11 protein-coding genes, 1 tRNA gene and 1 other RNA gene are annotated in these 12,644 nt (G+C 73.4%); 10 read left to right on the forward strand and 3 right to left on the reverse strand.

What is annotated here, in order from left to right:
* Positions 1 to 50 precede the first annotated feature (50 nt).
* Positions 51 to 719 (forward strand): hypothetical protein, encoded by a 669-nt coding sequence (locus CLV43_RS01915; RefSeq protein ID WP_106185194.1) that lies wholly within the window; start codon positions 51 to 53, stop codon positions 717 to 719.
* A 53-nt stretch (positions 720 to 772) separates the two neighbouring features.
* Here the strand turns inward: CLV43_RS01915 and CLV43_RS01920 are convergent.
* Positions 773 to 857 (reverse strand) — tRNA-Ser (locus CLV43_RS01920).
* Between the two features lie 82 nt (positions 858 to 939).
* Here CLV43_RS01920 and ffs point away from each other — a divergent pair.
* From ffs to CLV43_RS01950, 6 genes are all read left to right on the forward strand, one after another.
* An RNA gene (ffs, locus tag CLV43_RS01925) (signal recognition particle sRNA small type) lies at positions 940 to 1,036 on the forward strand.
* 71 nt (positions 1,037 to 1,107) lie between these two features.
* On the forward strand, positions 1,108 to 3,144 hold the full coding sequence (locus tag CLV43_RS01930) for a DNA polymerase III subunit gamma and tau (RefSeq protein ID WP_106185195.1): 2,037 nt from the start codon (positions 1,108 to 1,110) through the stop codon (positions 3,142 to 3,144).
* Between the two features lie 124 nt (positions 3,145 to 3,268).
* Positions 3,269 to 4,198 (forward strand): ABC transporter ATP-binding protein, encoded by a 930-nt coding sequence (locus CLV43_RS01935; protein ID WP_106185196.1) that lies wholly within the window; start codon positions 3,269 to 3,271, stop codon positions 4,196 to 4,198.
* Positions 4,198 to 5,034: an ABC transporter permease gene (locus tag CLV43_RS01940; RefSeq protein WP_106185197.1), complete on the forward strand. Its 837-nt coding sequence runs from the start codon at positions 4,198 to 4,200 to the stop codon at positions 5,032 to 5,034. The genes CLV43_RS01935 and CLV43_RS01940 overlap by 1 nt, the downstream gene beginning before the upstream one ends.
* 18 nt (positions 5,035 to 5,052) lie before the next feature.
* Positions 5,053 to 6,219 (forward strand): sensor histidine kinase, encoded by a 1,167-nt coding sequence (locus CLV43_RS01945; RefSeq protein WP_106185198.1) that lies wholly within the window; start codon positions 5,053 to 5,055, stop codon positions 6,217 to 6,219.
* On the forward strand, positions 6,216 to 6,875 hold the full coding sequence (locus CLV43_RS01950) for a response regulator transcription factor (RefSeq protein ID WP_106185199.1): 660 nt from the start codon (positions 6,216 to 6,218) through the stop codon (positions 6,873 to 6,875). The genes CLV43_RS01945 and CLV43_RS01950 overlap by 4 nt, the downstream gene beginning before the upstream one ends.
* Here CLV43_RS01950 and CLV43_RS01955 read toward each other — a convergent pair.
* Positions 6,872 to 7,687 carry an N-acetylmuramoyl-L-alanine amidase gene (locus CLV43_RS01955; protein ID WP_106185918.1) on the reverse strand — a complete coding sequence of 272 codons (816 nt, stop codon included), beginning with the start codon at positions 7,685 to 7,687 and terminating at the stop codon, positions 6,872 to 6,874. The genes CLV43_RS01950 and CLV43_RS01955 overlap by 4 nt on opposite strands.
* A gap of 103 nt (positions 7,688 to 7,790) precedes the next feature.
* Between CLV43_RS01955 and CLV43_RS01960 the strand changes: the two genes are divergently transcribed.
* From CLV43_RS01960 to CLV43_RS01970, 3 genes are read left to right on the forward strand one after another with little or no spacing between them, the layout of a single operon-like run.
* Positions 7,791 to 8,117: a YbaB/EbfC family nucleoid-associated protein gene (locus CLV43_RS01960; RefSeq protein ID WP_106185200.1), complete on the forward strand. Its 327-nt coding sequence runs from the start codon at positions 7,791 to 7,793 to the stop codon at positions 8,115 to 8,117.
* The gene (gene recR / locus CLV43_RS01965; RefSeq protein ID WP_106185201.1) at positions 8,117 to 8,725 is read left to right on the forward strand and encodes a recombination mediator RecR; all 609 of its coding nucleotides are present in this window, start codon (positions 8,117 to 8,119) and stop codon (positions 8,723 to 8,725) included. The genes CLV43_RS01960 and recR overlap by 1 nt, the downstream gene beginning before the upstream one ends.
* A gap of 4 nt (positions 8,726 to 8,729) precedes the next feature.
* Entirely contained in the window at positions 8,730 to 9,206 is a 477-nt protein-coding gene (locus tag CLV43_RS01970) for a uridine kinase family protein (RefSeq protein WP_106185202.1), read from the forward strand.
* A gap of 63 nt (positions 9,207 to 9,269) precedes the next feature.
* On the opposite strand, the gene CLV43_RS01975 is transcribed toward CLV43_RS01970, so the two are convergent.
* On the reverse strand, positions 9,270 to 12,512 hold the full coding sequence (locus CLV43_RS01975) for an AfsR/SARP family transcriptional regulator (RefSeq protein ID WP_106185203.1): 3,243 nt from the start codon (positions 12,510 to 12,512) through the stop codon (positions 9,270 to 9,272).
* Positions 12,513 to 12,644 lie beyond the last annotated feature (132 nt).

A 12,644-nucleotide genomic window follows, 5' to 3' on the forward strand; every position in this document is an offset into this window, starting at 1 on the left:
GGATCGGCGAGTGCCGGACCCGCCCCCGCGGTCCCGGCCAGAATGCCCCGATGACCGTGGAGTTCCCCGCCGTGTGGGCCGCCTCCGCCCTCGGCGAGCACCGCCCGTGCGAGGACACCTACGGGCGCTTCCCGTACAGCGGCGTCCCGTCGTTGGACCACCTGGCGTTCACCGGGGCGTTCGAGTGGTTCGGCGACCTCGGCGAGCCGGTGGACGACAAGTTCACGGCCGCGTTGCGCGAGGTCGAACGGGCCGCGGCGGCCGCGGGCGTCCCGCTGCCCGCCGACTTCCTGACCTACCAGAGCAGGTCGAGGATCCGCGTCGCGCTGGACGGGGTGTCCTGCTGCTGGGGCGACCTCTCCGACCTCATGCCGAGCCCGTTCGAACCGGGCGCCCACCTCCTGCGCTTCCTGCGCGACCAGCAGGACTGCGTCATCTGGTACCTCTACCTGCGGCCCGGCCAGGACGCCTTCGTCGTGCACTCCCACGAGCTGGCCTACCACCTGGACCACCCGTTCGAGGACGACAGCTGGGAACCGCTGCCCGAGCTGTCCGCGGAGGAGCTGGCCGCCGAGGTGTCGTGGTGCGCGCCGTCGTTCGAGCAGTTCGCCTACCGCTTCTGGATCGAGAACCGGCTGCACGAGGTGCTCACCGACGGCGGCCGCGACCTGGAGCCCGCCGAACGCGACTACCTGGACCGGTACCCGCCGCGCCGATGACCCCCGAACGCAGCAACGCCCCGGACGTGGAACACGTCCGGGGCGTCGACCTGCGGAGGATACGGGATTTGAACCCGTGAGGGGGTTAACCCAACACGATTTCCAGTCGTGCGCACTAGGCCACTATGCGAATCCTCCGTGGTCCAGCCTAGCGGACCCCCGTGGCCCGAACCAAAACGGGGTCGGGGCGGCGGGTGCGGATCACGACCGGTTACACTTGCGCCGGACCTCGTGCGGTACTCATCTCGCGAATCTCCCCAGGGCCGGAAGGCAGCAAGGATAAGCGGGCTCTGGTAGGTGCACGGGGTCCCCTTTTTTTGCCCTGGTCCGAGCCGGTCCGCTCCCAGTGCGTCCAGAGCTGTCGTACCCCACCGGTAGGGTCTCGCACGTGGCGCTCGCCCTATACCGCAAGTACCGACCGGCCACCTTCGCCGAGGTGGTCGGGCAGGAGCACGTCACCGATCCGCTGCGCACGGCGCTCGGAGCGGGCCGGATCAACCACGCGTACCTGTTCTCCGGGCCGCGCGGCTGCGGCAAGACGTCCAGTGCCCGGATCCTGGCCCGCTCGCTGAACTGCGCGAAGGGCCCGACGCCCGACCCGTGCGGCGAGTGCAACTCGTGCGTCGGGCTGGCGCCGAACGGGTCCGGCACGGTCGACGTGGTGGAGCTCGACGCGGCCAGCCACGGTGGTGTGGACGACGCCCGCGAGCTGCGGGACAAGGCGTTCTACGCCCCGGCCGAGGCCAAGTACCGGGTGTTCATCGTCGACGAGGCGCACATGGTCACGACGCAGGGCTTCAACGCCCTGCTGAAGATCGTGGAGGAGCCGCCGGAGCACCTGATCTTCATCTTCGCGACCACCGAGCCGGACAAGGTGCTGCCGACCATCCGGTCGCGCACGCACCACTACCCGTTCCGGCTGATCCCGCCGGGCGCGATGCGCTCGCTGCTGGAGCGCAACTGCGCGGCCGAGGGCGTGACCGTGGCCCCGGCGGTGTTCCCGCTGGTCATCCGCGCGGGCGGTGGTTCGGCGCGCGACACGCAGTCGGTGCTCGACCAGCTGCTGTCCGGCGCGGGTCCGGAGGGCGTGACCTACGAGGGCGCCATCGCGCTGCTCGGGGTCACCGACGTGGCCCTGATCGACGACGCGGTGGACGGGCTGGGCAACGGCGACGGCGCCGCGGTGTTCGGCACGATCGACCGGCTCGTCGAGGCGGGCCACGACCCGCGCCGCTTCGCCTCCGACCTGCTCGAACGGCTGCGCGACCTGGTGCTGCTGTGCGCGGTGCCCGACGCCGCGGACCGCGGGCTGGTGGCCGCGCCCGAGGACGAGCTGGTCCGGATGGTCGAGCAGGCCAAGAGGATCGGCCCGGCGACGCTGACCAGGTTCGCCGAGATCGTGCACACCGGCCTGGTGGACATGCGCGGCGCGACCGCGGCCCGGCTCGTGCTGGAACTGGTCTGCGCGCGGATGCTGCTGCCCGCGGCGAGCTCCACCGAGGCCGCCGTGCTGCAGCGCGTCGAGCAGTTGGAGAAGCGCGGACCGGCCCCGGCCGCCGCCGTGGCCCCGGCCGCCGTGGCCCCGGCCGCGTCGGCCCCGGCGCAGCAGGCGCCCGCGCAGGCCCCCCAGGCCGCGCCCCCGGCGCCCGCGAACGGCAAGCCCGCCTTCCAGCGCCCGTCCCAGCGCGCCGCCGAACCGGAGCCCGCCCCCGCGGAGCCGGTGGCCACGCGCCCCGCGGCGCCGACGAGGCCCGCGGTCGTGCCGCCGAGCCGTCCGGCCGCCGCCGCGCCGACCCCCGAACCCGCCGCGCCCGAGCCGGAGGCCCCGAGCGCGGGCCTCGACGTGGCCGCGGTCCGCCGCCGGTGGTCCGAGCTGGTCGCGGCCGTGCGGTCGATCAACACCGTCACGGCGGCGATGCTCGCCAACGCGATGGTGACGGACGTGGACGGCATGTCGGTCGTCATCTCGCACCCGTCGGCCCCGGTCGCGGGCAGGCTCACCGACGCCCGCGCGGTCGGTGCCCTCACCCAGGCGTTCGCCGCGGTCCTGAGCGGGTCGTGGCAGGTCACCGTCGTGCACGGCGACCCGGCGGCGGCCGGTCCCGCGCGCCCGGAGAAGACGAAGGCCGCCAGGCCCGCGCCGACGCGGCCGAGCCAGGCCGGCAAGGCGGCGGCCGTGCAGCCGCCGCAGCGCCAGTCGTCGGGCCGTCCGCCCGCCGACGACGTGCCGCCGCCTCCGGAGCCGCCGGACCTCGACGAACCCCCTCTGCCGCCGGAGCCGGTGGACGAGGAGGAGATGCTGGCCGAGGCGTCGCTGCCGACCGACCCCGATGCTCCGCGCCAGGACCCCGAGGCCGCTGTGCTGCAGCTCCTGGCCGATGAGCTGGGGGCGCGTCCCCTGAAGACGGAGCGCGCCAAGCGCTGAGTACTACCCCGGTCTGAGGGGCGTACCGCGCTCGCGGTACGCCGAGGTGTCTGCGGCGGTACGACGATCTTGGGGCGTCATCGGACGACTCTTGGGAAACCACAAGCGATCCCCAGGAGCAGCGATGATCGAGGTAGCGAACCTCACCAAGCGGTACGGGGCCAAGACCGCGGTCGACGGGCTCACCTTCACCGTCCGGCCCGGCACGGTGACCGGGTTCCTCGGTCCCAACGGCGCGGGCAAGTCGACGACCATGCGGATGCTCGTCGGCCTGGACACGCCGACGTCCGGCACGGCGAAGGTCAACGGCAAGGTCTACGCCGAGCACAGGGCGCCGCTGCGGGAGATCGGGGTCCTGCTGGAGGCCCGCGCGGTGCACCCCGGCCGCTCCGCCCGCGACCACCTGCTGGCCATCGGTGCCACGCACGGCATCACCGCCCAGCGGGTGGACGAGGTGCTGGAGCTGGTCGGCCTCACCGAGGTGGCCCGGCGCCGGGTCGGCAACTTCTCGCTCGGCATGGGCCAGCGGCTGGGCATCGCCGTGGCGCTGCTGGGCGACCCGCACACCGTCATGCTGGACGAGCCGGTCAACGGCCTCGACCCGGACGGCATCAAGTGGATCCGCACCCTCCTCAAGGGGCTGGCCGCCGAGGGCCGCACGGTCTTCATCTCCTCGCACCTGATGAGCGAGATGGCGCTGACCGCCGAGCACCTGATCGTCGTCGGCCGCGGCAGGCTCATCGCCGACGTGTCGGTCGCCGACCTCATCGCCTCCGCCACCCGCGGCGTGCACGTCCTGAGCCCGCGCTCGACCGACCTGGTCCGCCTGCTCAACGGCGACGGCGTGAAGATCAGCTCGGTCGGCGGCGGCGTGCTCGACGTGGTCGGCCTGTCCACCGAGGACATCGCCCTGCGCGCCCTGGCCGCCGGGATCCCGATCTACGAGCTCACCCCCCAGCGCGCGTCGCTGGAGGAGGCCTACATGGAGTTGACCGAGGAGTCCGTCGAGTACCACGGCGGCACCACCACCACGTCGTTCGGAAAGGCAGCCTGATGAGCACCACGACGATGGAACGACCGGTGGCCAGGACGGCCGTCGACGAGCCCGAACCGCGCCTGCGCTTCACCGGGGTGCTGCGCAGCGAGTGGGTGAAGCTGCGCAGCGTCCGGTCCAGCGCCATGACGCTGCTGGGTGCCGCGGTCGCCATGCTCAGCGCTGGCCTGGTCTTCGCCTCCACGCGGACCAGCGGCGGCAACGGGCCCGGTCCGCGGGACCTGGTCGACCCCACGGCGATCTCGTTGGCGGGCGTCAACATCGCGCAGCTGATCATCGGCGTGCTGGGCGTGATGATCGTGTCCAGCGAGTACTCGACCGGCATGATCCGGTCCACGCTGACCGGCGTTCCCTCCCGGCTGCCGGTGCTCGCCGCCAAGGTCTCCGTCGTCATCGGCACGGTCTTCCCGGCCATGCTGCTGACCGCGCTGACCGCGTTCCTCGGCGGCCAGGCGATCATGGGCGGCGCCGACCTGCCGACCGCGGCGCTGGGCGACCCCGGTGTGCTCAAGGCGGTCATCGGCTCCGCCGCCGCGCTGACCGGCATCGCCGTGATCGGCGTCGCGCTCGGGTCGATCCTGCGCAGCACCGCGGGAGCCCTCTCCACGCTGTTCGGCCTCGTGTTCCTGGCGCCCGGCCTCGGCCAGCTGCTGCTGCCGACCTCGTGGCGCGACGACGTGCTGAAGTTCCTGCCCTCCAACGCGGGCGGTTCGTTCACCAGCGTCGTGCCCCCGGCCGACGGCCTGGGCACCACGGCGGGCGTGCTGGTCTTCGCCGCCTGGGTGGTCGTGCCGCTGATCGCCGCCGCCGTGCTGCTGCGCGGCCGTGACGCGTGACCGGCCTAGGGTGACGGGGTGTCCACGGTGAAGAGGTTCCGCGCGACGACGCGGAGGCACCCGACCGCCGTGGACGCCGTCGGTGCCGCGTTCCTCTACTTCGTCGCCGCCGCCCCGCACGGCCCCGGCTCGGTGCCGGTGTTCCGGTCGCCCGCGGTCCTCGCGCTGCTGGGACTGGGGTTCGCGGCGCTGGTGGTCCGCCGCAGGTGGCCGTTGGCGACGCTGGCCGTCGCCACGGCGGTGGTCGTGCCCGCGGTCGCGGTGGGCGCCCAGATCGAGCCGTTCCTGATCCCGGTCGTGGTCGCCACCTACACGGTCGCGGTCCGCACCGACCGGTGGACGGCGCTGCGGTCCGCGGTGCCCACGGCCCTGTTCCTGGTCCTGGTGGTCGTCCTGCTGACACCCACCCCCGGCTTCACGCTGGAGAGCTTCGCCCGGTTCGCCTGGATCGGCATGGCGGCGGCGATCGGCGACGCGGTCCGCAGCCGCCGGGCGAACATCGCGGCCATCGAGGAGCGCGCGGTGCGGGCCGAGCGGACCCGCGAGGAGGAGGCCCGCCGCCGGGTCGCCGAGGAGCGGCTGCACATCGCCCGCGAGCTGCACGACGTGGTCGCGCACCACATCGCGGTGATCAACGTGCAGGCCGGGGTGGCGGGCCACCTGATCACCTCGCAGCCCGAGGCCGCCGCCGAGGCGCTGGCCCACGTCCGCCGGTCCAGCCGGGCCGTGCTGGACGAGCTGGGCGGCCTGCTCGGCGTGCTGCGCAGGCCGGAGGAGTCGAACACGCCCACCGAGCCCGCCCCCGGCGTGGCGCAGCTGGAGTCGCTGGTCGGCTCGTTCCGCGCCTCCGGCCTCGACCTGCGCTCGACGTTGTCCGGCGAGGTCCGCGACCTGCCCGCCACGGTCGACCTGGTCGCCTACCGGGTCGTGCAGGAGGCGCTGACCAACGCCCACCGGTACGGCACCGGCTCGGCGCGCCTCTCGGTGTCCTACACGGAGTCCGAGATCATCCTGGAGATCACCAACGCGGTCGGTGAGGCCCGCGAGGGCGGCACCGGCCTCGGCCTCGTCGGCATGGGGGAGCGGGCGGGCGCGGTCGGCGGCACCATCCAGGCGGGCCCCGACGGCGGCGACCGCTTCCGCGTCCTGGCGACCCTGCCACTGCACCTCGGGAAGAAGCCATGACGATCCGCGTCCTGCTCGCCGACGACCAGGCGCTCATCCGCGCCGGGTTCCGCGTCCTCATCGACTCCGCCCCGGACCTGGAGGTCGTCGGCGAGGCGACCAACGGGCTGGAGGCGCTGGAGCTGGTCCGCACCACCCGCGCCGACGTGGTGCTGATGGACATCCGGATGCCCGAGCTGGACGGGCTGGAGGCGACCCGCCGGATCAGCGAGGACGAGGACCTCGCGGGCGTGAAGGTGCTGATCCTGACCACGTTCGAGATCGACGACTACGTCGCCAAGGCGATCAGGGCCGGTGCCAGCGGGTTCCTCGGCAAGGGCGTCGAACCGGCCGAGCTGCTGACCGCGATCCGGACCGTCGCCGAGGGCGACGCCCTGCTGTCCCCGAAGGCGACCCAGTCGCTGATCAGCCAGTTCCTGTCCCAGCCCACGACGAACGCGGCCACCCCGGAACGCCTGACCGTGCTGACCCAGCGCGAGCGCGAGGTGGTCGCCCTGGTCGCGAACGGCCTGTCCAACGACGACATCGCCGCCCGCCTGTTCGTCTCGCCGCTCACCGCGAAGACCCACGTCAACCGCGCGATGACCAAGCTCCAGGCCCGCGACCGCGCCCAGCTCGTCGTGATCGCCTACCAGACGGGCCTGGTGCGGCCCTAGCGCCCCACGTAGGTCAGGATCGAGGCCGCGATGGCGTTCGCGTACCGCTGCTTGCCGTCCTCGCTGCTGAGCACGGCGGCCTCGGCGGCGTCGCGCATGTTGCCGCACTCGACGAACACCGCGGGCCGCTCGGACAGGTTCAGCCCGGCCAGGTCGTCGCGCCCGTCCAGGCCGTCGCGGCCGATGTAGTTGGCCGGGGAGAACCCGGCCGCGACCATGCCGTCGCGCAGCACCGACGCGAGCCGCGCGGACGGCTCGCCCTGCGCCTCGTTGAGCGCGGGCGCCGGGTAGGCGACGTGGAAGCCGTTGGCCCCGGCCGCCTCCGAGCCGTCGGCGTGGATCGACACGACCGCCGCGGCGTTCGCGCGGTTGCCGATGGCCGTCCGCTCGTCCACGCACGGCCCGACGCCGGTGTCGTTCTCGCGGGTCAGCACGACGGTCACGCCCTTGGCGGCCAGCACGGCGCGCACCCGCTGGGTGACGTCCCAGGTGAACGCGTGCTCGGGGTAGCCCGCGTTGGTCTGGGTGCCGGTCGTGTCGCACGCCTTCACCTGCCCGCCACCCGCCGGGACCTGGGCGTTGATCACGTCCGGGCTGGCCGCGTTGCCGCCGTTGTGGCCGGGGTTCAGCACGACCACGACCTCCTCGCGCGGCGGTGCGGGCGAGGTCGTCGTGGTGGGGGCGGGGGTCGTCGTGGTGGTCGCGGCGGGGATGTCGACCGACGGGATCGGGTCCAGCAGCGGGGCGCGCGTGGCGGCCGGGGCCTCGCTGCCGCAGCCCGCCAGCAGGAGTCCGACCACCGTCACCACCATCCACCCGCGCACGCCGCACACGGTGCCAGACCGGACGCGACTACGCTCGGGGGCGGTGGCAAATCCGACGAGAGGAACCGCGGTGCAACCCGGTCAGCCCAACATGCAGCAGATCCTCCAGCAGGCGCAGAAGATGCAGCAGCAGCTGGTCACCGCGCAGGAGGAACTCGCCGACGCCGAGGTCACCGGCACGGCCGGTGGCGGTCTGGTGACCGCCGTCGTGTCCGGCGCGGGCGAGCTGAAGAGCCTGGAGATCGACCCGAAGGTCGTCGACCCCGACGACACCGAGACGCTGGCGGACCTCGTGGTCGCCGCCGTGCGCGACGCCAACCGCGCCGCCCAGGAGCTCGCCGCCCAGAAGATGGGCCCACTCGCGGGTGGCATGGGCGGCATGGGTGACTTCGGCGGTCTTGGCGGGTTGCTCGGCTGATGTACGAAGGTCCCGTTCAGGACTTGATCGACGAACTCGGCAGGCTGCCGGGCGTCGGGCCCAAGAGCGCGCAGCGCATCGCCTTCCACCTGCTGGCGGCCGAGCCGGCCGACATCGGGCGGCTTCAGGACGCCCTGCAGAAGGTCAAGGAGGGCGTCGTGTTCTGCGACGTCTGCGGCAACGTCTCCGCCGAGACCACCTGCCGCATCTGCCGCGACACGCGCAGGGACGTGACGCTCATCTGCGTGGTCGAGGAACCGAAGGACGTGCTCGCGGTCGAGCGCACCCGCGAGTTCAAGGGCCGCTACCACGTCCTGGGCGGGGCCCTCGACCCGTTGTCCGGCGTCGGCCCCGACCAGCTGCGCATTCGCCAGCTGCTCCAGCGGATCGGCAACCAGGTCGACGGCAAGGACGTCGCGGAGATCATCATCGCGACCGACCCCAACACCGAGGGCGAGGCGACCGCGACCTACCTGGTCCGCATGCTCCGCGACTTCCCCGGCCTCACCGTCACCCGCCTGGCCTCCGGCCTGCCCATGGGCGGCGACCTGGAGTTCGCCGACGAGCTGACGCTGGGCCGGGCGATGTCCGGCAGGCGGGTCGTCTGACGCCGTGAGACTGGTCGCTGTGGACGGTCCGTCGGGCGCGGGAAAGTCCACAGTGGCCAGGACCCTCGCCCTGGAGCTGGGCGCACTGGTCGTCCCGACGGACCACTTCGCCACCTGGGACGACCCCGTCTCCTGGTGGCCGCGCCTGGTCGAGGGCGTCCTGGATCCCTTGGCACGCGGCGAAACCGGCCGCTACCGCAGGACGGACTGGACGGACGGGTGGCCGAAACCCGGCGACTGGCTCACCGTCGACCCGCCGGAGGTCCTGATCGTCGAGGGCGTCTCCTCGGCCCGCCGCTCCATCGCCCCCAGGCTCGACCTGGCCGTGTGGGTCGACGGTCCCGATGAGACCGAACGCCTGGAACGCGCGGTCCGCCGCGACGGCGAACGCAGCCGCGCCCACCTGCGCCGCTGGCAGGAGTTCGAACGCGGCTGGTTCGCCGTGGACGACACCCGGTCGAGGGCGGACCGGATCGTCTAGCGCGGTGACCGCGGGAAATTTCGCCTGAGCCCGGAAACGCCCCCGAGGGGTGCGGTCACCGCATTAGCCCAGCAGGCTTCGCAGCGGGTGCGCTTCCGGGGCCCCGATCTCCGCGAACAGCTCCAGGGCCTCCCGCCACTTCCCCGGCGCCCCTTCCACGTCCCCCACCAGCTGCAGCGCCCGCGCGTGCACCAACCGCTGCCCCGTCACGGCGCTGAGTTCCACGGCCCGCCGCGCGCACTCGCCCGCCTCGCGTTCCGCGCCCTTCTCCAGGTGCAGCCTGCCCAGCAGCACCAGCACGTCCACCTCGGCGATCCTCAGCCGGTAGGACCGCGCGCTGTCGTGGGCCAACGACGCCGACGCCATCGCCTCGTCCAACCGCTGCGCGGTCCGGTACGCCTGCGCCATCCCCTTGCGGGCCGCGCAGATCCCCCACGGGTAGCTCGTCTCCTCGGCGATCCGCAGCGCCTCGGTGTGCTGCCGCAGCGCCTCGACGTGCTCCTCCAGCCCGTTCAACGCCTCCCCGAGCACGTTGCGCGCGTCGCACACGCCCTTGAGGTTCCCCGACTCCTCCGCCGTCTCCAACGCCTGCCGCGCCTCGGACACCGCCTCGGCGCACCACCCGCGCATCGTGTGCGCCTGCGCCAGCCCCTCGTGCGGGAGGTTCGCGAACCCGCGGGCGGCGGCCTGCTCGTAGAGGACGCCCGCGCGGTCGAACAGCTCGGCCGCCCGGTCCGGGTACCCCTGCAGCAGGTGCACCTCGCCGAGCGCCCGGTAGCTGTTGGCCTGGGTCATCCACGCGTCCAGCCGGGTGCCGACCTCCAACGACCCCTCGAACGAGTCGACCGCCCGGTCCAGCTGCCCGAGCAGCAGGTACACGCCGCCGAGGTTGAGCTGGGCGATCCCCTCCTGCTGCGGCGCGCCGATCTCGCGGGTGATGGCGAGCGCGCGTTCCAGGTGGTGCGCGGCCTGCTCCAGCTCGCCCAGGTCGATGTAGACGCTGCCGAGGTTGGACAGCACGGCGGCCTCGGCGGCGGGGGCGGTGACCCCGCGCTGCTGGATCGGGAACGTCCGCCGGTAGTAGTCGACGGCGACCCGGTGCTGGCCGATGCCCCAGTACAGGGTGCCGAGCGAGGACAGCATCGCGACCTCGCCGATCTCGTCGCGGATGCTCTGCGCCACCGCCAGCCCGGCCTTCGCGGTCGCCAGCCACTCCACCGGCAGGCCCTGCACGTAGAAGTAGCGCCGCAGCGCGTCGGCGAGCTGCCAGCAGTCGGCGCTCGGGTCGCGGTCGGCGGCGTGCACGACCAGCGCGACGAGGTTGGCGCGTTCGGCGTCGAGCCAGGCGAGGGCGTCGTCGGGGGCGATGAAGGTCTGCGGGGTGACGTCGGACTGCGACGCGGTGCGGGGCAACCGCATCAGGGTGTTCTTCAGCGCGTCGGTCGCGTTGTCGACCGACCGGATCGCCCAGTCGATGAGCCGCCGGAACGCCAGGGTGCTCTTGGCGGCGCCGTCCTCGAACGCCAGCCGCTCGGCGGCGTAGTCGCGGAGCAGGTCGTGGAACTGGTAGCGGCCGGGGGCGTGGTTGTCGACCAGGTTCGCGGTGGCGAGCCGGTCGAGCCGTCTTCGGGCGTCCTGCGTGGTCAGCCCGCCGAGCGCGGCCGCGACGTCGGCCGTCATGTCGGTGCCGGGCGCGATGCTGAGCAGCCGGAACAGCTGCGCCAGCTCCGGTTTGAGCGCCGCGTAGGACAGGTCGAACGCGGCGTGCACGGCCGCCCGCTCGTCGCCCTCGACGGTGAGCGCGGCCAGCCGGTTGCCCGCCCGCAGCTCCTCCACGTAGGAGGCGATGGTGACCTCGGGGCGGCTGAGCAGGTTCGCCGAGGCGATCCGCAGCGCGAGCGGCAGGTGCGCGCACAGCGCGGCGAGCTCCTCGGCGGCGGCGTCCTGGCTGTCCACGACGTCCTCGCCGAGCATGCCCGACAGCAGCGACCTGGCCTCGTCGTCGTCGAGCACGTCGAGCCGCACGTTGCTGGCCGCGTGGCTGACGGCCAGGCCGCGCAGGGTGTCGCGGCTGGTCACGAGCACCGCGCAGCCGGGCGAGCCGGGCAGCAGCGGGCGGATCTGCTCGGCGTTGGCCGCGTTGTCCAGCACCAGCAGGACCTGCTGGTCGGTCATCCGCGACCGGAACATCGCCTCCTGCTCGTCCTGGTCCAGCGGCACGGCCTCCGGTGCGACGCCGAGCGCCCGCAGGAACCGGGGGAGCACGTCCATCGCGCTCAGCGGCGCACCCGGCGCGTACCCACGCAGGTTCACGTACAGCTGCCCGTCGGGGAAGTCCGCCCGCATCTTGTGCGCGGCGTGCACCGCCAACGCGGTCTTGCCCACGCCCGGCGGGCCCGCCAGCGTGACGACCGGCACGCCCTGCGCGGTCCGCAGCAGCGCCTCGATGAGCACCACGGCCTGCGCGCGGCCGACGAAGTCGCCGATGTCGGCGGGCAGCTGGGCGGGCACGACCCGGTCCCGCTTGGCCAGCGGGGACGCCGCCTTCACCAGCTGGAGCTCGGGCGCGCCCACCAGCACCTGCTGGTGCACCCGGCGCAGCTCGTCGCCGGGGTCGATGCCGAGCTCCTCGGCCAGCTGGTCGCGGACGCGGTGGTAGGCGGCGAGCGCGTCGGCCTGCCTGCCCGAGCGGTAGAGCGCCAGCATCAGCTGCGCCCACAGCCGTTCGCGCAGCGAGTGCTCCGCGGTCAGCCGGGACAGCTCCGGCACCAGGTCGGCGTGCCTGCCGAGGTCGAGGTCCACCTCGACGCGGCGCTCGACCACGTGCAGCCTGCGCTCGCCCAGCCTCGGCACCTCGTCGCGGTGCAGGATCTCCGACGGCACGTCCAGCAGCGCCGGGCCGCGCCACAGCGCCAGCGCGGTCGTGAACAGGCCCGACGCCGCGGCCAGGTTGCCCAGCGCCCGCTCCTGCTCGCCCTGCTCGGCCAGGCCGCCGAACCGGACGAGGTCGATGGTCTTCTCGTCCACGTCGATCAGGTAGCCGTCGGGCGCGGTCCGGATGGGCACCTGCGGCCCGAGCACCTGCCGCAGCCGCATCACGTAGGTCTGCAGGGTGCCGCGCGCGCGGGCGGGCGGGTCGGCGCCCCAGACGTGCTCGGCCAGCTCGTCCACCGAGACGGCGGAGCCCGCCTTCAGCAGCAGCGACACCAGCAGCGACCGCTGCCGCCCGGCGCGCACCGGGATCAGCTCGCCGTCGATCACCACCTGGAGCGGTCCGAGGAGGCGGAACTCGAGCTGCGAGCCCATCCGCGACCTCCTCCGCAACAGTGACAGGGCGAACATCTCCCGTTGTACAGCCTAGGAGAGCGCTCACCGGATCGTCCGTGGTCACGTTGGGTCAGCGGGTGTGCGCCGGACGTACCACAATGGCCCCTCGCG

Origin of the sequence: Umezawaea tangerina (assembly GCF_003002815.1) — a bacterium.
GTDB classification, from domain to species: domain Bacteria; phylum Actinomycetota; class Actinomycetes; order Mycobacteriales; family Pseudonocardiaceae; genus Umezawaea; species Umezawaea tangerina.